The following is an 18,633-nucleotide window of genomic DNA, read 5'->3' as shown; positions in this document are numbered from 1 at the left end:
CCTGATCTCTTCACGAATTTCCTGGCGAGCCTGGGGATCGCAGCTTCAAGGGTGTAGCGGCAGCATAACGCCGCCGTGCGTCCGTTTTCCAGCCAAGCAGATTTCATGCCGTTCGCCCCCATTCGGCATCCTGCAACAGCCGCCAGTTGATCTTGTTGCTTGCGGTGCGCGGCAGCTGGTCGACGAAGACGACCGCGCGCGGCGCCTTGTAGCTCGCCATCACGCCACGCGCCCAGCCAACGATGTCATCGGGCGATGTCGTTGCCCGTGCCGCCTCGTCCAGCACGACAAGCGCCTTGACGGTCTCGCCGCGGTAATCGTCCGGCGCTGAAATGATGCAGCACTCCCGGATGGCGCGGTTCTGGTACATCGCGGCCTCGACCTCGGCCGGCCAAACCTTGAAGCCGCTGACATTGATCATCCGCTTCAAGCGATCCACAGCGAAGAAGTAGCCGTCGGCGTCGCGAAAACCGAGATCGCCCGTGCGCAGGAACCGCTTGCCGTCGAGTTCCACGAATGCTTCGGCATCCGCCTGCGGCCTGTTCCAGTAACCCTGCAACACTTGCGGTCCGTGCACGACGATTTCGCCGACCACATTGTCGCCGAGCTCGATCAGGCTCTCGGGATCGACGACCCTTGCATCCGTCTCGTGGACGGCGATGCCGAGGCACTGCCGCTTCGGCGCCGCCATCGGGTTCAGATGCGTCGGCGACATCGTCTCGGTCATGCCGTAGCCCTCGACGAAGTCGAGCCCGAAGCGGCCTTTCAGCCGCTCGGCGACGGCGGTCGGCATCGCCGCGCCGCCACCGGTCAGAACCTTGAGCTTCGCAAAGCATTTGTCGCGGGCGCTTGCGAGCACGTCGACGATCATGGTCGGCGCCGCGTTCCAGAACGTCACGCCATAAGTTTCGAACAGGTCCGGCAACAGATCCTTGTCCCAGCGCGCCATCAGGAGCAGCGTGGCGCCGGTGACCATGGCCGCATTCATCGAGCCCTGCATGCCTGCAACATGGAACAACGGCATGAATCCGGTAACCACATCGTCACCGCCGAGCCCATACCAGCGCGCCTGCAACACGGCGGTGAACAGCGCACCGCGATGGGTATGCATGCACGCCTTGGGCTTGCCTGTGGTGCCCGACGTGTAGGGCAGGATCATGAGATCGTCCGGGCTCGCGATCATCTTGCCCGGTTTCACGCCATTCGCGATCGCGGACGACCAGGAATGCCAGCCCGGTGACGACGGCACCTCGGCCGGCGCTTCCGTGACGCATGATGGCAGCGTATAGGGCGTCGCGGCTGGAACCTCGTCGCGGTACTGCGCGACGATCGCATGCCTGATGGCCTCGCCCAGCAGCGGTGCAAACACCTCGCTCAGTTCGCTCCCGATGATCGCGACCTTGGCCCCGCTGTCCACGGCGAGATACGCGATCTCGGCGGTCTTGTTCATGGGATTGACGGGGACGATCACAGCGTCCGCCCGCATCACCGCGTAATAGGCGATGACATATTGCGGCGAGTTCTGGAGCGCGATCATGACGCGGTCGCCGGGCTTGACGCCGCAGGCGCCCTGCAGGAAGCCGGCCACGGCATCGACACGGTCGCGCAGCTCGGCGTAGCTCAGGCTCGCGCCGTAGAACACCGTCGCCGGATGCGAGGGGCGCTCCTGTGCGGCCCGCACCAGCGCATCGTAAAGCGTTCCCTCTGGCATCGCGAGATGCCAGGGCTCATCCGCCGGCCAGGCCGGCGACCGGCGGAGCGCTGCGTGATCCGCGCTCACCCCTGCTCCTCATCGGCGACATCGAGACCGTGATCGAGCGCGTCCAGAAGCTGGTCAGCCTCGCGCTCGGAAATGACGAGCGGCGGCGCCAGGAACAGGGAGGTCTGCTCGCCGCTGGTTCCGATCACCGCGCCGGCCTCCAGCGCACGCTCCGCTACGCGCGAGGCGATCGGCACCTCCGTGGTGTCGGCATGCCAGGTGCGCCAGTCCGAGCCGTGCAGCTCCACCGTCCAGTGCAGCCCCTGCCCCGCGACGCGCTGCACGCTCGGATGCTTCTGCGCGATCGCGAGCAGGCGACGGGTGAACAGCTTCTCGAGCTGCCGCACACGCTCCAGAATCTTGTCGCCGGTGACAACCTTCAGATAGGCGCTGACGGCCGCCATGCTGATGGGATGGCCGCGCAGCGTGCCATAGTTTTGCCAGCTCGTACCCTTGAGCCGCTCGACGATGTCCTTGGACACCACGACCGCTGCCACCGCGGCGGCGCCACCACCGAGCGACTTGCCGAGCGTGACGATGTCCGGGCGGCTTTGCGCCCCCTGGAACGCGAACCAGCGGCCCGCGCGCCCGGCGCCGGTGACGACCTCGTCGGCGATCCAGTAAGATCCAGCCTGCCGCGCGCAGCGCGCGACCTCGTCCTGATAGGCGCCATCGTAGTAGATGCCGCCCTGGGTGTAGTCGATGATGGTTGCCGCCGTGTCCGAGAGCAGCCGGGTGGCATCCGCGAGATATTCGCTCGGCGGATTATTGTTGGCCGGTGCGCCGTAGATCGCGCCATCCGGCGCCGGCAGGATCCGCACCGGCGCCATCGGCGCCGGCAGCTTCGAACCACCGGCATGCACCGCAAGCCCACCATGCCATTGCGGCTGCACCGTCATGCTGCGCGACAGGCCGGTGATGCCATGATAGGCGCGCTCGCGCGTCGCCAGCGCCGAGCGCTGCGTCAGCGCCTGGCAGAGCGACAGCGCCATGTCGTTGGCCTCGCTGCCGCTGATGCAGAAGCGCACCGCGCCGACCCAGTCCTCCTCGCCCTTGAAAGCAGTCGTCATCAGATCGTCCGCGGCCTGCTCGCGGCCGACCCAGGTCCAGCCCTCGTTGACGACGGGCGTATCCGCCGCGCGGCGGATCGCCTCCACCATTGCGGGATGGCGATGGCCGAGACCGCCGCCGGTGTTGCTGCCGTCGATGAGCTTGCGGCCATCGGACAGGTGGAAGTAGACGCCCTCGCCGCCGACCACGGCCATCGGCGCGCTGTCGCCCGCATTCAGCCCGGTTCGCAACAATCTGCTCATCGCTGGTCCCCTCACTCTGCGGCCGCGGCGCCATAGCCGCCGCCACCGCACATCTCGATCGTGACGAGATCGCCTTGCTGCAGCACCAGGTTGGACTTGCCATCGATCGCGACGTTCGCGCCATGCCTGACCAGCGAGATGCGGCACGCCTTGCCGGATTCACCGCCCTGCATGCCCCAGGGCGCAATCACCATCCGTTCGATGCAAGTGGTCAGGTGCATCGAAGGTGCGAGAATGCGGTAGGTGCGGACCGAGCCGTCACCGCCGCGATGCGCTCCCGCGCCGCCGGATTGCCGGCGGATGGCCTGCTGCTCGAGCCGGATGGCGTAATTCGCTTCGATCACCTCGACCGGCGTATTCGAGGTGTTCGACAGATGCACCCGGGTTGCCGACATGCCGGCTCGATCGTGCCGCGCGCCTTCGCCGCCGCCATGAACCTCGTAGAGCATCTTCCACGATCCGTTCGGCCGCGGTTCGGCGAAGAACAGCACGCCCGCGGTGGTCGCCCCGCCGGCCGACAGACGCTTGGGGATGGTGTCCTGCATGGCGCGAAAGATCGCATCGACGATGCGCATCGACGTCTCATGGTTGCCGGCGGCGACGGACGCCGACCAGCCCGGCTCCAGGATGGAGCCGGGACGCGTGATGATGGTCAAAGGCCTGAGTGCCCCTGCGTTCTGCTGCATGTCGCGTCCGCTCATGATGCGCGCGGCATAGGCGACGGCCGAGCGCGCCATGAACGGCGTCGTGTTGCAGAAATTGGAGACACGGTCGCAGCTGCCCGAGAGGTCGAAGGTCGCCTCGTCGCCGCGAATGGTGATCTTGACATGGATGCGCGCCGGCGCGTTGTTGTCGCTGCCGTCGTCGAGGTCATCCTCACCCTCATAGACGCCGTCCGGCAGCGCGCGGATCGCCTCGCGCATCTCGATCTCGGAGAGATCGTGCAGGCGCGACTGCGTCGCCATGAACACCGCCTTGCCGTGCTCACGGCAGAGCTCGATGATGCGCTTCTCGCCGGCCTTGGTGGCCGCGATCTGCGCCAGGAGATCGCCCTCGCAGGATTCGGGATCGCGAACATTGGCCTTGAGCAGCTGCACGATCGGCGCATTGACGCCGGCGGCGGTCGCGATCAGCACCGGCGGAATCCGCATCGCCTCCTGGAAGGTGTCGATCGCCTTGGCAAAATAGCTGCCGGGCCAGGTACCGCCGATGTCGGGCCAGTGCGCAAGGCTGATTGCAAACGCCACGATCTCGCCCTCGACGAAGACGGGCCGCACGACCTTGACGTCGTTGAGATGATTGCCGCCGAGCGCGCCGACATTGTAGATCAGCACGTCGCCGTCGTTCAGGCTGTCGCGCGGCACCACCTTCAGCAACTCTGGGATCGTATAGGCCATCGCGCCAAGGTGGATGGGGATGTCGCGCCCCTGCCCGACGAGGCCGCCGTAGCCGTCGGTGATCGCCGACGACAGATCGCCCGCCTCGCGCAGCAGCGGCGAGCGCGCCGAGCGCGTCATCACCAGGCTCATCTCCTCGGCCGCGGCGGAAAGCCCGTGCCTGATGACCTCGACGACGAATGGATCGAGCTTCATGCTCTCCTCCGCGTCAGGAACAGATTGCCGGATACATCGGGTTTTGCCTGCCAGCCCGGCGGCACGACCACGGTGGACCATGCGTCTTCGATGATAGCCGGACCGCTGACGGTCTCAGTGAGCGAGGCGCGGTCGATGATTGCGGTCGGAATGTCATGGAAGCCGTCGAACGAGCAGCTGCGCGTGCCCGTCGACACTGCCCTCACTGCCGTCGCGGGCCGGCTGACGACCGTCGTCGACGGGCGGCGCGCCTGCACCCGCACGGATTCGATGACGCAGGGCTCACTGGTCGCATAGCCGAACAACTCGTGATGCCGCGTCAGGAAATCCTGCTTGAGCCTGGCGACATCCAGCGGCAAGGCGAAAGGCACCGGAATGGCATCGTTCTGCGCCGCATAGCGCATCAAGGCAACCAGCTCGACCTGAATCTCCGCCTTGGCGACGCCATTGGCGAGCAGCGGCGCGGATGCGTCGGCAATCAAGGCCTCGATCCGCTCCGATACGCGTGCGAGGTCGATGCCCTCGAGCGCGGCGCGCAGAGTCTGCTGCTGCAGGAAGCTGAAATCGGCGGTGAGACAGCCGAGCGCCGAAAAGGCGCTGGATGCACTGGGCACGACGACCTCTGCAATCCCGTAGAGATCGGCGAGGCCCGCGGCATGCATCGGACCGCCGCCGCCGAAGGCGAGCAGCGTGCAATCGCGCCCATCGATGCCACGCTCTACCGTGACGCGGCGAAGCGCGCGGGCCATGGTCGCGTTCGCGACCTTGATGATGCCGAGCGCCGTCTCCGTCAGGCCCAGTCCGAGCGCGCCAGCGATCGGTGCAATGACGCGCCTGGCTGCCTCGACATCGATGCCGATGCGGTCACCAAGCTTGGTCGCGGGATTGAGATAGCCGAGCACGGCGTTGGCGTCGGTGATCGTCGGCTGCTGGCCGCCGCGGCCATAACAGGCCGGGCCCGGCTCGGAGCCGGCGCTCTCGGGCCCGACCGTCAGACCGCCGGGACCGTTGCGCACGATCGATCCGCCGCCCGCACCGATGGAATGCACCGCAAGCATCGGCTGGCGCAGCGGCTTGTCGCCGAGCATGCGGCCGTCGGTCATCTCGGCCTGGCCGTCGACGATCAGGCAGACGTCGGTCGTGGTGCCGCCCATGTCGAATGTCAGCATCCGCGAGGTGCCGAGCTGGCGCGCGATGCTGACCGAGGCAGAGACACCGGCCGCCGGTCCCGACATCGCCATCACCAGCGGCCGACGTTTCACCGCCGAGATGGGGATCATGGCGCCGGCGGAATGAAACACCTGCAAGCCCGGCCCGATCGGCAGCCGCTGCTCCAGCTCGCTGAGATATTCCACCGCGATCGGCATCGCGGCCGCGTTGAACACGGTCGCCGAAGTCCGCTCATACTCGCGTGCCTCAGGGTTGACCTCGTGCGACAGTGAGACATGGGCGACGACTTCCTTGAGGCGCTCGCCAAGCATCTTCTCGTGGACAGGATTGGCATAGGCGTGAAGCAAGGCCACCGCGACACTCTGCACGCCGGTGTCCTTCAGCCAGGCCAGCAGACGCTCGATCTCCGCTTGTTCCAGCGCCTTCAACACCCGGCCCTCGTGATCGAGGCGCTCGGCAAGCCCGAAGCAGCGTTCGGGCGGCACCAGCGGCGGCGATTTCGGCGGAATGTCGAGCCGATAGAGGTCGCGGCGGCGATAGCGCGCGATCTCGAGCACGTCTGCAAAGCCTTCGGTCGCGACCAGCGCGACCTTCGGCAGCCGGTTCTCGACGATCGCGTTGGTGACGCGCGTGGTGCCATGAACGAAGCGCTTGACTTCGCTCTTGCGCAGGCCCACCGCCTCGATCGCCTCCAGCATGGCCTGAACCGGCGCGTCGGGGCGCGACGGCACTTTCGCGATCCGGGCCTCGGCGGAATCGCGCCTGATGGCGATGATATCGGTGAAGGTGCCGCCGATATCCGTGCCGACTTCCCAGTGACTTTCGAAAGAGCTCATGTGGCGTCAGCTACGCGTGGCGTCCGAACCGGACGCCGGGCCCTTCCCGTCCATCGCAAACTCGAATGCCGAACCGAGAGCGCTCATCTTGCATCCCCTGTCATGCCACCGTCCGCGAGCGTGCGACAGAGCTGTGGCCCTCCGACAGGGCCAGAGTTGTCGCAATTCACTGGGCCAGCGGGCGGCCGGCGCAGCGCGCCGCAGCAGGGGATGCACGTTTTGGTGCAGCAGTGCCTGCACAGACAGCACGCGAACGCGCGTTGTTCCGCGCCAATAACGCGCAGCGCACCACGGATTTCTCTGAGCAAATCGCGATGTCTATTGCACCGCAGTCCGAGCGACCGAGATCAATTGTCTAATTTACAGGCGATCAATCGGAAGGTCGGGATATCCGGATGCCTAGGAGCTATGCAAACCGGTCGGCTCAGCCTCTCTTTATTGTACGATCAGTAACAGAGCGTATTGGGCGGATCGGACGTTGCGTTGCGAGAGCCACCTCCGATGCAAGCTGCGATTCTCGCCAGCAGCGGAGCGGCATCCTCGACGCGCAAGCGTCCGTAGCCGAACACCAGGCCTTGCCGCGTCGGCCGTTCCAAGAAATTCTGCGACAGCGGTTGCACATGGATGCCGGCCTGCTTCAGGACCGCGACCGCTTCCCGATCGTTCATCCGCGCCTGCATTGCATCGGTGAACAGCGCCACCAGGTGCAGGCCGGTGACGGCGGAGGACACCGTGAGATCATCCGGCATCAGCGCTCCGATCGCCTCGATCAACGCCTTGCGCCTGGCAGCATAGACCCGCCGCATGGCGCGCAGGTGGCGCAGCAGATGCCCCTCCCGCATGAATTCCGCCAGGGCGAGCTGTCCGATCCCGGAGGTGTGCACGTCGATGCGCGCGCGGCCCTTGGCGAAGCCTTCGATGAAGCGCCTGTTCGCGACGAGATATCCGAGCCGCAGATTCGGCATCATGATCTTCGAGAAGGTGCCGAAATAGATCACCCGGCCCTCGCGATCGAGCGAGCGCAGCGAGGCGATCATGCTGTCCTGATGCCTGAACTCCGAATTGTAGTCATCCTCGATCACCCAGACGTCGTTCTTGTTAGCCCAGTCGAGAAGCTCGAGCCGCCGCTCCAGGCCCATGCTGATCCCGAGGGGGTATTGATGCGATGGCGTGACCACGATCAGCCGCGCGCGTGGTGCGCGCCGAATTCCGTCCGAGACGACCAGCCCCTTGTCGTCGACCGGAATCGGAACGATGTTTGCTCCGGCCGCCGTGAGCGCCCATCGCGCCTCGACGAAGCCGGGCTCCTCGACCCAGACCTCGTCGCCGGGATCGACGATCATCCGGCTGCAGAAATCCAATGCACCCGACGTGCCAGAGGTGACGACGACCTCGTCCGGCGAACAAACGAGACCGCGCACGGAGCCGAGGAAGTTCGCGATCTCGCTCCGCAATCGCGGATGGCCTTCGGGAGGAAGATCGAGGCACTCCTGCTCTCTCGGATTCTGCCAGGCCTGGCGCAGCAGGCGCGACCAATCCTTGAACGGAAAGGTCGAGATGTCGGGCGCGCCCGGAGCGAACACGGACGGCCAGTTGGTCTCGTATTCGAGGCCGAGCAGCGCGCGCCAACGCTCCGACATGTGCGCAGGCTTGCCAGCAGGCGACGCGGGCTCGGCATGCGGGGCCGTAACGGCAGCCACCATGACGCTGCCGCGCGGCGTCGATGCCAGATAGCCCTCGGCATAGAGCAGATCCCACGCGGTGAGCACCACCGTGCGTGAGCAGCCCAATTCACGCGCGATCTCGCGCGAACCGAGAAATTGCGTTCCTGAGGGAAAGGCGCCGCACAGAATACCCTCCCGGATATGCTTCGCGATCTGCAAGTGCAGCGGCACCGCGGAGGTCCGGTCGATATGTATCCCGGCAAGAGATACACGCTTGCTCGGATGACGGCTGTTGTTCATGTCTCGCCCGACAGGCAACGCAGGTAGTGTCCGCAGTCATTCCGGGAGCGCGCCCCGGAATGACTGCGCGACTCTTCCTTACGCGCTCGCCTGGGTCACGAACTTCGTGTTGAGATACCCCTCGATCGCCTCGAGGCCGCCCTCGGAGCCGTAGCCGGAATCCTTGATGCCGCCGAACGGCACTTCAGGCAACGCGAGGCCGTGATGGTTGATCGAGACCATGCCGCTCTCGATGTCGGCACCGATGGCCTGCATCGTCTTGGTCGAGGTGGTGTAGGCATAGGCCGCCAGGCCGTAAGGCAGACGGTTGGCCTCGGCCACCACCTCGTCATAGCTGCGGAAGGAGGTAATCGGCGCCACCGGGCCGAACGGCTCCTCGTTCATGATACGCGCATCGCGCGGCACGTCGGTGAGCACCGTCGGCTCGAAGAAGAAGCCTTCATTGCCGATGCGCTTGCCGCCGGCCTTGACATTGGCGCCGCGCTGGACCGCGTCGGAGACGAGGCTCTCCATGGCGTCGACGCGTCGCGGGTTGGCCAGCGGTCCCATGCGCGTGTCCTTGTCGAGACCATTGCCGACCTTGAGGCTCTTGGCCGCCGCCACGAACTTGTCGACGAAAGGCTCGTAGACGCTCTCATGCACCAGGAAGCGCGTCGGCGAGACGCAGACCTGGCCGGCGTTACGGAACTTGTTGGCCGACAGGATTTTTGCGGCGTTGTCGAGGTCCGCGTCCGCGAACACGATCGCCGGCGCATGACCGCCGAGCTCCATGGTGACGCGCTTCATGTGCAAGCCGGCGAGCGCAGCCAGATGCTTGCCGACGGCGGTCGAGCCGGTGAAGCTGATTTTGCGGATGATCGGATGCGGAACGAGATACTCCGACACTTCCGCAGGCACGCCGAACACCAGCTGCACGACGCCGGCCGGAATGCCTGCATCCACATAGGCTCGCACCAGCTCCATGCAGCTCGCAGGCGTCTCTTCCGGGCCCTTGACGATGATCGAGCAGCCGGCGGCGAGCGCGGCCGAGATCTTGCGCACGGCCTGGTTGATCGGAAAGTTCCAGGGCGTGAAAGCCGCGACCGGGCCGACCGGCTCCTTGGTCACGAGCTGGGTGACGTTGCCCATCCGCGGCGGCACAATGCGGCCATAGGCGCGGCGCGCCTCTTCCGCGAACCAGTCGATGAGGTCGCCGGCCAGCATGGTCTCGCCCTGCGCTTCCACCACCGGCTTGCCCTGCTCCATCGTCATCACGGGCGCGATCTCGGCGGCGCGCGAGCGAATGATGTCGGCGGCCTTGCGCATCAGCTTGTAACGGTCGAACGGGGAGGTCTTGCGCCAGATCTCGAAGCCGGCCCTTGCCGCCTCCAGCGCCCTGTCGAGATCCCCACGCGAGGCATGCGGGGTCTTGCCGATCGGCTGGCCGGTGGCGGGATTGAGGATGTCCTCCGATTTGCCGGACGAACCATCGGTCCACTCGCCGGCGATGAACATCTGAACTTTCGGGTACATCCGTGCTGTCTCCTGCATGATTTTCAGTCTTCGACGGGTTGGCGCCGCCATCTCGAGCCGGCGCAGAGCTACACCGAAAGACATCCGACGAAAAGAGATGCGTGATGCCGCAGCGGTGCATCACTGACCTTCCCGGGCACCATCTGGTGGAGGCGAATCCATGGTTAGAACCGATCGAGATTACGGCGGCTCGCATTGCAAGTCTCGCCCGCGGGCCAGATATTGCCGGGAGCAAGTCAATCGCATCCAACTCGGTCATCCGCTCACCATGCCCTTCTTCCGGCTCGACGACGGCGACCTTCGCCCCGATGAATCCATGGATTTCAACCCGGAGGACGTGCCGCGCGCCATCGCAGCCTTCGGCGGCGAGATGGTCACGAAGGGAACGGAGGTGGCCATGCACGCGCATACCAAGGACGAACTCGTCCTGGCCCGGCGCGGCATCGTCAGGCTGGAAGCCGGGCGAAACATGTGGATCGTGCCGCCGCGCTGCGCGGTCTGGATTCCCGGACATGTTGCGCATGGCGTGAGCGTCGCCGGAGATGTCGAGGTCTATTGCCTGTTCGTGGAGCCGGATGCGATACCGGCGCTGCCGCGGCAATGCTGCACCCTGACGATCTCCCCTCTGCTGGAACGTCTGCTGATCCATGCGACGCACATGCCGGCCCATTACGATGTGGACGGACCAGACGGGCGGATCGCGGCCGTGCTGCTGGATCAGCTCTCGCTGGCGCCGGTCGAAGAGCTGCGTTTTCCCATGCCGGCCGATTCCCGGCTGCGCAGGATCGCGAGCGCGCTGATGGCCACCCCTTCCGACCGTGCGACGATCGAGGACTGGGGCCGGCGCATGGCTGTCGCTCCCAGAACCCTGACCCGGATCCTGCAACGCGAGACCGGCATGAGCTTCGGCCGATGGCGCCAGCAGCTCCACATCCTCATCGCGCTTCAGCGCCTCGACCAGGGGGCATCGGTGCAGGCTGTGGCGCTCGATCTCGGCTATGAAGGCGCGAGCGCCTTCGTCACCATGTTCCGCAAGGCGCTCGGCAAGCCGCCGGCGCGATATCTGGCGGAACGCCATACGCACTGACCTGAAATCGCAATCGATTGTCCCGTTCGCGGAATGCGACCCGCGAGACGATAACGTATGCAGACTCCCGAGCGCCCGGCGGGCGCATACTCAAGGAGCTCGAAACATGGATTCACTCAGCAGCGGCTTCGTCGCGGACGTTCTCGAACGCCTCCACCGGGAAGCGGAAGCCGCCGACGCGCCGCTCGTGCAAGCCGTCACGAATGAGGCGAGCAGCCGCGAGGAGATGATCACCCGGCTCATCACCGCCGAGAGCCGCGATCTCGAAGGAATCTACCGCGGCTTCGCGGGCAACTTTCTGAGCGTTTCTCCGCAGTTTGGACGCTTCCTCTACATGTGCACCCGCGCCTGCAAGGCGAAGCATATCGTCGAGTTCGGCTCTTCAATGGGGATTTCCGCGATCTACATGGCGGCCGCACTGCGCGACATGGGCGGCGGGCGCTTGATCGGGACGGATATCGAACCCGGCAAAATCGAGCGGGCGCGCGCGAATCTCGCGGCCGCGGGGCTCGCCGGTCTCGTCGAGTTTCGGCTCGGCGATGCCCGCGAGACGCTCAGCTCCGGCCTCGGGAGCGACATCGACATGGTGATGCTCGACGGCGCTTTCACGCTCTATCTATCCGTGCTCAAGCTGCTCGAGCCGCACCTGCGGCCCGGCGCGATCATCGTCGGCGAGAACGCGTTCGAGGAAGCATCAGGCTATGTCGACTACGTCCGCGATCCCCAGAACGGCTACCTCTCGCTGTCACTGCCGTTCGATTCCGGCCGTGGCAACGAGCTCAGCATCAGGACAAGGTAATCCGCGCGTCCATGAACTTCCAATGACAGGAGCACGGCTTTGAACGAGCCCGACCGACCGCAGATGTCCGAGCCATCGAAGCCGCCGCAAGGGCCAGTCGCGCGCATGTTGCTGAAATGGCTGATGCGCCCTGCGCGCGTCACCGGCGTCGAGACGCTCTCGCCTCGCTTTCGGTCGATCGAGCTCGAAGGCGATGCCCTCAAGGGCGTCGCATGGTCCATCGGCCAGAAGATCCAGGTCGCGATGGGATCCGGCCTGAGCGCGCGGACCTACACACCGGTGTCGTGGGATGCGGAGAAAGGCCGGACGCGACTGCTCGCTTTTGCACACGGTAATGGCCCCGGCAGCCGATGGGCAAGCGGCTTGCGCCAAGGTGACATCTGCTGGTTCTTCGGCCCACGCCGCTCGCTCGATCTTTCCACCCGAAAAGCGCCGATGGTGTTGTTCGGCGACGAAACCTCATTCGGCGTTGCCTCAGCGTTCCGCGACAGTGGGCAAATGGATGGTGCAACTTACGTGTTCGAGGCCTCCGATGCTGCGGAGGCAAATTCCGTCCTGGCCGCCATCGGCCTCGGCAGCGCCACACTGATCGTGCGCAGCGGCGATGACGCCCATCTCGCGGCCGTCGAGGCCGAGCTGTTGCGCTTTTCCGCGAGCGCGCATTTCGTCCTGACCGGCAAGGCTTCGTCGATCCAGCGCATCAGCCGGACCCTGAAAGCCGCCGGCGTCGTGACGTCGCGGATGAGTACCAAGGCCTATTGGGCGCTGGGCAAGACCGGATTGAACTAGCGCAAGCGCCGCCAGCCAATGACGATGCCGGTCATGGAGAACACCAATCCGAGCGCGCAGAGCCCGACGATCAGGACATCGCGCAAATGCGGGTGCGCCATGAGGACCGGGATGTCGAACGTGTGCAGCGCGCCGTAGGCCCAGCGATAGGCCCGCCGTGACGGATCCAGCCGTTGCAGCACGCTGCCGTCCGCGCCGTCCATGTCGAACCAGAGCTCGTTACACCGGACGCGATAGACCGGAGCACCCCGGAGGACCGATCGCACGAAATAGAGGTCGTCATCAGCAACGATGGACGGTGCGTCGCAGCGAGGAGCGAGATGCGTCATCGACTCCGACACTTCGCGCGCGCTGAAGAACCCTGTTTGTTCGTCCGGCGGCACGCCTCTGCCGATCAACCTCTGACGACCAAGGGCAACCCGATCGCGCCGATAAACGCCGCCGTTGAAGCCGAACCATTCGACCTCACGAGCCGAGGGGGATATTGGCTGCCGATCGAATGACGGCGCGTCCCTCCAATCCGGCGCGGCGTTCATCACGTGGGCCTCTGTCGGTGTCAATTGCCCGCGCGAGAACAGCCGCCCATGATCCATCGAGAGCCAGCCGCTGAAGATCCAGCTCAGCACGAAGAGCGTCGCCGCGAGGCCAATGAGGTGATGCAGGGCGTGCCAGCCGCGGTAAGGCGAGGAGATCCGGGGTCCTCGTATCCTCACCCGCACGATCCCGAGCACCGCACCAAGCAACGCTGCGATGAGGGCCAGCAGCGACAGGATCCAGACCACCTGATCCCACAGCGCCCAGTTGCTGCGCAGAACCGTCGGATAGATCCAGTGCAGCACGCTGCCGGCCCAATTCCACCCGCGCTCGCTGCGCGTCGTATCGAGCACGACCTCGCCGGCCGGCGACGAGACATAGACCTCGGTTCCGGCGGCATCACCGAGAGCAGCGCGAAACAAGGGCCGATGGCGATCGAAGCCGTTCGGCACGCTCCATTGATCGTGGTCCGAACGAGCGACGATTGCGGCCCGTGCGGCATCGAGCCCGCGCCGACGGGCATGATCTTGCGCGATGGTGAGCGCAGCATCGGCAGATGTCACCGACGCGTCTCGTCCGTCGGAGGCGTGGACCGCGCGCAAACGGGATAATCCCGATACGACATAGACCGGTCCATCACGCCGCTGGATCAATCGAACACGCATTGCATCGGCGATCCCGCTCGCCGCAATGGCATCGGCAACCGAAATCGTCGTCTCGCCGCGATCCACCGGCGCGAGTCCCGCAAATCGCTCCGCTTCCGTCAGCGACGGAAACGGAACGAAGTGCATCACGATCCCCGTCGCGAACCACATCGCGAACAGGAGGCAGAACGCGGTCCCGAGCCAGCGATGCAGCAGGGCGATCGCGCCCATCATGCGGTCAGCGCCCCTACCATTTGAACGCGGCCGAGATCTCGTAGGTGCGCGGCGCGCCCAGCAGGATCTGGTCGGGATAGAACGGATCGCCCCAGATCGCGTAGCGCTTGTCGGCGATGTTGCGGACACGGAAGGTCAGGCGGGCCTGGTCGACCGCAGCGAAGACCGTCTTGGGAATGTCGACGAAGGCATAGACGTCGGCGACGGTGTAGGCCTTCATCGTCACGACATTGGCATCGGTGTTGTAGCGGTCGCCGACATGGCGGCCGGTGATGCCGACCTCCACCGGCCAGGGCGTGAAGAACCGGTACGACGCGCCGGCATTGGCGACGATACGCGGCACGTTCGGCGGCGTGTTGCCGGAAAACGTGCCGCCGGCAAAATTGTAGTCGGCATAGCGAGCGTCGACATAGGCGATGTTGCCCCACAGCCGCAGCGGCTCGATCGGGCGCACCGCCGCGGCAAGCTCGACGCCCTTGGACTCCTGCCGCCCGGCAATGTTGAGCTGCATGCCGCCGGCCGCCGCGTAGACGTTCTTGCGCAGGATGTCGTAGGCCGAGAAAGACCATTCCGCCCTGTTGTCCCAGAACACATGCTTGACGCCGGTCTCGTAGGTGCGCGCGGTCGTCAGGTCGAGCGGCTGGGTCGGCCCAAGCAAAAAGATATTGTTGGCGGCGATGTCGGCGCCGGTGGCGTACTGGCTGAAGAAGGTGAGGCCGGGGACGGCCTCCCAGGTGTAACCGATGCGGCCCGTCACCGGCGCCCAGTCTTTCGTGAACGGGAAGCCTGCCTTCTCCAGCCCGCTCACGTCGGTCGAATTGCGGTCAAGCCCGATATGCTCGACGCGGAGGCCGCCAACCAGCGCGAAGCTGCGCGTCAGCTTCAGCCTGTCCTCGAACGACAGCGCCTCGTTGTCGATGCGCGCGGTCTGCTGCTGGGTCGTGAGCAGGCCGTAGTAGCCCCGATTGGGATCGACCAGCGAAACGGAATCGCCTGGAAAGTTGGCCGCGCCCGGCCTGACGAAATCGAGATAGCTTGACGAGAGCGTCGTGACCAGCCGGTTGTCAAAGCCCGCGATATCAGCGTCCCAGATCAGGTCGGTGATGTTGCCGACCAGACGCTGGCTGTGCGCGACATAGAAGCGCTCGCGATCGACCAGGTTCGTGGTGGAATTGAACGCCTCGATCTCGTTGTTGAACCAGGTCCGCTCTGCGCCATAGGCATAGGCCTGGCTCTTCAAGGTCAGATCAGGCGCGAGCTTCAGCTCAAAACCGCCGCGCAGCCAGACTTCCTGCGCCACGTTTCGGTTGTCGAGAACGTTGTAATTAGTGTTGAACGTGCGATCGTCGATGGTGACCGCGCCAAGATTGGTCTTGTTGTAGTTCGAGACGTAGTTGCCGGAGACCATCCCGCTCGTGGCATGCGAGCCGCTGAAGGCGACCGGCACCAGCGGCGCGCCCCAATAGGCCTTGGAGCGATCCTCGCGGTACTCGATAGCGCCCCAGATCTTGAGAGTATCGGAGACGCGGTAATTGAGCTGGCCGGACGCGCCGAACGTCTTGACGTTGGTGTCGTCAGCAAAGCCGTTGAGGGTGGAACGGCTGATGTCGAAGCGATAGTCGAGGCCCTGCACATTGGTGCTGCCGCCCGAACCGTAATGGGCGCGGAATGAGTTGAGCGAGTCCCAGGAAAACTCGGCTTCGTTCCGGATCGATCCGGTGTGTGGCTGCTTAGTGACGAAGTTGATGGCGCCCCCGGCGGCACCCTCGCCTGACATCACCGAGGCCGGGCCCTTGAGGAATTCCACGGCCTCGAGATTGGCGGTGTCGGTGATCCGCGAGGTCATGTTCTGCGGGCCGATCTTGATGCCGTTGTAGAGCGTGTTGATCTGGCTGTTGGTGAAGCCGCGCATGGAAAACGCCGCGGGCTCGGCCGGATTGTCGCCGGAGGTGACGCCGACGGCACCCTGCGCCACCTCCGAGACCGTTCGATAGCCTTGCTCGCGCATGGTCTCGGCGGAGATCACCTCGACCGTCGCCGGCATCTCACGCACGGTCAGGCCGAGCCGCGAGGCGCTTTCGGCGACCACATTGCTGTTGAGCGGCGTCTGTGCTGCCGTGGCCGGCGCGGTGGGCTTGGGCGGGGCCGATACGGTCGCCGGCCGGCGCAAAGCTGCACGGCGCGCGCGCTGCGCTTCACGGCCGGCTGGCTTGGCCCGCCTGCCGGTTTCAGCAGGCGAGACCTCGACCGGCGGCAGGGGTTCGCGGACCTGCTGCGCCAGGGCGGCAGGCATATCGGCAACGACGAACGATATAAGCGCAGCCCAGGCGAGCAGGAAGCGGCTCGGCCGTAAGATACAGATGGAAGACACGATATGAAACCTCGGTATGACGTCAGTGGCACGTCACAGCGAACGAGGTCTCATCTGTTGGCCTTTCGGGCCGTCCGATGAAGCCGAATGTCTGTACTCCCCGACCGACATCTTCGCGTGTGACCACGGCTGACGGCAGGTCTCCTGGCTCGCGGGTCATCACCGCTTCGTCGCCTTCCCGGGACCGAGGACCCAGTGGCTTGTGACGAAGGATTATCCGCTCACAGTTGCGGGGGCAGCCGCGGCATTGGGGACAAGTTTCCCCGCACCGCATTCCCTTTTCATTCCCTCTCGGGAAAACCGTCGCCAGCATCTAGGATTACCAGCAAGACAGAGTCAATGTGGCAGTGCGGCGGTGTGGCCACAGCGACCAACTTCCTTGGAGATAAGCATGGAAGGCGAGACCTTCCTCTGGTTGATACGGCATGCGGCCGTCGAGGGCGTGGCCGGCACGATCCACGCAGCCGATGCGCGGGCGGATCTCGGCGATCAGGCCGCGTTGGCGGCTCTGCGGCAGCGTTTGCCGCCGGATGCCACCAGCTATGCCAGCCCGTCGCGGCGCACGGTCGAGACGGCGCGCGCTCTGGGGCTCGAACCGGAATTGGTCAGCGAATTTCGCGAGCAGGATTTCGGCGACTGGACCGGCCGTCGGCATGACGAGCTCGCCGCGAGCGGTGGCGAGACTTACGCGCAGTTCTGGCGCGATCCGGCGCGCGGACGGCCACCGAGCGGCGAAAGCTTTGCGGATCAGGTTGCGCGCGTGCAGGTGGGCCTATCGCGGATTGGCGCAGGCTCGGCAACGCTGGTCGTGCATTCCGGCACCATCCGCGCCGCGCTCTGCATCGCGCTGGACTTGACGCCGCAAGCCGCCTTGCGCTTCGTGATCGATCCGCTGTCGCTGACCCGGATCGACCGGCTCACGGCGGGCTGGCGTGTCGTCTCGGTCAACCAGCGCGTGGCTTGAGCCGCATCAGGCCGGGCGATCCGGCACGTTGGCCTGCGTAAACGTCGCCATGCCGTTGTGAAGCGCACACGCCGAGCGGACCAGCGGCAGCGCGATGGCCGCGCCCGATCCCTCGCCGAGCCTGAGATCGAGGCTGATCAGCGGCTGAACGTTGAGCGCGCGCAACACCAGCCGATGCCCCTGCTCCGCCGATTGATGCGAAGCAAGCTGGAACGGCTGACAGGACGGATTGAGACGCGCCGCGGCCAGGGCAGCGACGGACACGATGAAGCCGTCGATCAACACCGGAATGCGGGCCTGCGCGGCGGCAATGATCGCGCCTGAGATCGCCGCGATCTCGAGGCCGCCGACCGCGCACAGGATCTTCTCGACCAACGCTCCGGAGACGCCGTGGCGTGCGATCGCCGCATCGATCACCCGTGCCTTGTGCGCGCGGCCGGCCATATCGACGCCGGTGCCGCTGCCCGCGATCTCCTCGGCGCTCACACCAAGCAGACTCGCCGCGATCGCCGCTGAGGTCGTGGTGTTGCCGATGCCCATCTCGCCGAAGATCAGGAGATCGGGCTGACTAGGTGCTGCGCGCGCGACAGCGCGCTGGCCGGCCTCGAAGGCAAAGGCCAGCTCGGTCGGCGTGAGCGCAGCCTCGACGCTGAAATCGCGTGTGCCGCTGCGCGGCTTGTCGGTGATGATTCCCGCCATCTGCTCCTGGGCCAGCGTGCCGGCGTCGACCACCTCCAGGCTGGAACCCAGTTCACGCGCCAGCACCGAGATCGCCGCGCCGCCAGACGCAAAATTCGCCATCATCGCGATCGTCACGGCTTGCGGATAGGCTGACACGCCCTGCGCGACGATGCCGTGATCACCGGCGAAGATGATGATCGGCACCCGCGAAGCGCGGGGCTGCTCGGTCGCCTGCAAGCCCGCAAGCTCAACCGCGAGCTGCTCGAGCCGGCCGAGCGCGCCAGTCGGCTTTGTCAGTTGCGCCTGCCGCGCGATGGCCGCCTCGCGATGAACCGCGGAGACCTCGGGGCAGTTCTGGTAAACCCATTCGGGAAGCATGCTGCC

Annotated in this window: 13 protein-coding genes and 1 riboswitch; of the genes, 4 read left to right on the top strand and 9 right to left on the bottom strand. The window is 65.6% G+C overall.

What is annotated here, in order from left to right; all coding sequences use genetic code 11:
- Nucleotides 1–103: 103 nt before the first annotated feature.
- The 6 genes from EHH60_RS05130 to EHH60_RS05105 form a co-directional block, all read right to left on the bottom strand.
- Nucleotides 104–1,780, bottom strand: a complete 1,677-nt coding sequence (locus tag EHH60_RS05130; RefSeq protein WP_124158399.1) for a long-chain-fatty-acid--CoA ligase — start codon at nucleotides 1,778–1,780, stop codon at nucleotides 104–106.
- A complete protein-coding gene (locus EHH60_RS05125; protein WP_199751311.1) occupies nucleotides 1,777–3,072 on the bottom strand; it encodes a class-III pyridoxal-phosphate-dependent aminotransferase in 1,296 nt (431 codons plus the stop codon). Before EHH60_RS05125 ends, EHH60_RS05130 begins: the two co-directional genes overlap by 4 nt.
- An 11-nt stretch (nucleotides 3,073–3,083) precedes the next feature.
- Nucleotides 3,084–4,664 carry a hydantoinase B/oxoprolinase family protein gene (locus tag EHH60_RS05120; RefSeq protein ID WP_199751310.1) on the bottom strand — a complete coding sequence of 527 codons (1,581 nt, stop codon included), beginning with the start codon at nucleotides 4,662–4,664 and terminating at the stop codon, nucleotides 3,084–3,086.
- Entirely contained in the window at nucleotides 4,661–6,670 is a 2,010-nt protein-coding gene (locus EHH60_RS05115; RefSeq protein ID WP_124158396.1) for a hydantoinase/oxoprolinase family protein, read from the bottom strand. The genes EHH60_RS05120 and EHH60_RS05115 overlap by 4 nt, the downstream gene beginning before the upstream one ends.
- Nucleotides 6,671–7,116: 446 nt before the next feature.
- Nucleotides 7,117–8,634, bottom strand: a complete 1,518-nt coding sequence (pdxR, locus tag EHH60_RS05110; protein ID WP_245454397.1) for a MocR-like pyridoxine biosynthesis transcription factor PdxR — start codon at nucleotides 8,632–8,634, stop codon at nucleotides 7,117–7,119.
- Nucleotides 8,635–8,712: 78 nt separating this feature from the next.
- The gene (locus tag EHH60_RS05105; RefSeq protein WP_124158395.1) at nucleotides 8,713–10,146 is read right to left on the bottom strand and encodes an NAD-dependent succinate-semialdehyde dehydrogenase; all 1,434 of its coding nucleotides are present in this window, start codon (nucleotides 10,144–10,146) and stop codon (nucleotides 8,713–8,715) included.
- A 160-nt stretch (nucleotides 10,147–10,306) separates the two neighbouring features.
- Between EHH60_RS05105 and EHH60_RS05100 the strand changes: the two genes are divergently transcribed.
- The 3 genes from EHH60_RS05100 to EHH60_RS05090 all read left to right on the top strand — a co-directional run bounded on the left by EHH60_RS05100 (nucleotide 10,307) and on the right by EHH60_RS05090 (nucleotide 12,821).
- Nucleotides 10,307–11,233, top strand: coding sequence for an AraC family transcriptional regulator (locus EHH60_RS05100; protein ID WP_245454396.1), 927 nt, complete (start codon nucleotides 10,307–10,309; stop codon nucleotides 11,231–11,233).
- Nucleotides 11,234–11,339: 106 nt separating this feature from the next.
- Nucleotides 11,340–12,032, top strand: coding sequence for an O-methyltransferase (locus EHH60_RS05095; RefSeq protein WP_124158394.1), 693 nt, complete (start codon nucleotides 11,340–11,342; stop codon nucleotides 12,030–12,032).
- Nucleotides 12,033–12,071: 39 nt separating this feature from the next.
- Nucleotides 12,072–12,821 carry a siderophore-interacting protein gene (locus EHH60_RS05090; protein WP_245454395.1) on the top strand — a complete coding sequence of 250 codons (750 nt, stop codon included), beginning with the start codon at nucleotides 12,072–12,074 and terminating at the stop codon, nucleotides 12,819–12,821.
- On the opposite strand, the gene EHH60_RS05085 is transcribed toward EHH60_RS05090, so the two are convergent.
- Nucleotides 12,818–14,233: a PepSY domain-containing protein gene (locus EHH60_RS05085; RefSeq protein WP_124158393.1), complete on the bottom strand. Its 1,416-nt coding sequence runs from the start codon at nucleotides 14,231–14,233 to the stop codon at nucleotides 12,818–12,820. The two genes, EHH60_RS05090 and EHH60_RS05085, sit on opposite strands and share 4 nt — an antisense overlap.
- A 13-nt stretch (nucleotides 14,234–14,246) precedes the next feature.
- On the bottom strand, nucleotides 14,247–16,604 hold the full coding sequence (locus EHH60_RS37410) for a TonB-dependent receptor (RefSeq protein WP_199751308.1): 2,358 nt from the start codon (nucleotides 16,602–16,604) through the stop codon (nucleotides 14,247–14,249).
- Nucleotides 16,605–16,721: 117 nt separating this feature from the next.
- A riboswitch (cobalamin riboswitch) is annotated at nucleotides 16,722–16,924 on the bottom strand.
- A gap of 71 nt (nucleotides 16,925–16,995) precedes the next feature.
- Between EHH60_RS37410 and EHH60_RS05070 the strand changes: the two genes are divergently transcribed.
- Complete coding sequence (locus EHH60_RS05070) at nucleotides 16,996–17,568, top strand: histidine phosphatase family protein (protein WP_124158391.1); 573 nt, start codon at nucleotides 16,996–16,998, stop codon at nucleotides 17,566–17,568.
- Between the two features lie 6 nt (nucleotides 17,569–17,574).
- Here EHH60_RS05070 and cobT read toward each other — a convergent pair whose 3' ends face one another.
- Nucleotides 17,575–18,627, bottom strand: coding sequence for a nicotinate-nucleotide--dimethylbenzimidazole phosphoribosyltransferase (gene cobT / locus EHH60_RS05065; protein ID WP_124158390.1), 1,053 nt, complete (start codon nucleotides 18,625–18,627; stop codon nucleotides 17,575–17,577).
- Nucleotides 18,628–18,633 lie beyond the last annotated feature (6 nt).

Origin of the sequence: Bradyrhizobium sp. RP6 (assembly GCF_003837805.1) — a bacterium.
Taxonomy (GTDB): Bacteria; Pseudomonadota; Alphaproteobacteria; order Rhizobiales; family Xanthobacteraceae; genus Bradyrhizobium.
This window is presented reverse-complemented; position numbering and strand designations above follow the sequence as displayed.

Bases quoted from the DNA above. Each gene is read 5' to 3' on its own strand.
- EHH60_RS05095 (WP_124158394.1), top strand. From the start codon at position 11,340: ATGGATTCACTCAGCAGCGGCTTCGTCGCGGACGTTCTCGAACGCCTC.
- EHH60_RS05100 (WP_245454396.1), top strand. From the start codon at position 10,307: ATGGTTAGAACCGATCGAGATTACGGCGGCTCGCATTGCAAGTCTCGC.
- pdxR (WP_245454397.1), bottom strand. From the start codon at position 8,634: ATGAACAACAGCCGTCATCCGAGCAAGCGTGTATCTCTTGCCGGGATA.
- EHH60_RS05115 (WP_124158396.1), bottom strand. From the start codon at position 6,670: ATGAGCTCTTTCGAAAGTCACTGGGAAGTCGGCACGGATATCGGCGGC.
- EHH60_RS05105 (WP_124158395.1), bottom strand. From the start codon at position 10,146: ATGTACCCGAAAGTTCAGATGTTCATCGCCGGCGAGTGGACCGATGGT.
- cobT (WP_124158390.1), bottom strand. From the start codon at position 18,627: ATGCTTCCCGAATGGGTTTACCAGAACTGCCCCGAGGTCTCCGCGGTT.
- EHH60_RS05070 (WP_124158391.1), top strand. From the start codon at position 16,996: ATGGAAGGCGAGACCTTCCTCTGGTTGATACGGCATGCGGCCGTCGAG.
- EHH60_RS05120 (WP_199751310.1), bottom strand. From the start codon at position 4,664: ATGAAGCTCGATCCATTCGTCGTCGAGGTCATCAGGCACGGGCTTTCC.
- EHH60_RS05085 (WP_124158393.1), bottom strand. From the start codon at position 14,233: ATGATGGGCGCGATCGCCCTGCTGCATCGCTGGCTCGGGACCGCGTTC.
- EHH60_RS05125 (WP_199751311.1), bottom strand. From the start codon at position 3,072: ATGAGCAGATTGTTGCGAACCGGGCTGAATGCGGGCGACAGCGCGCCG.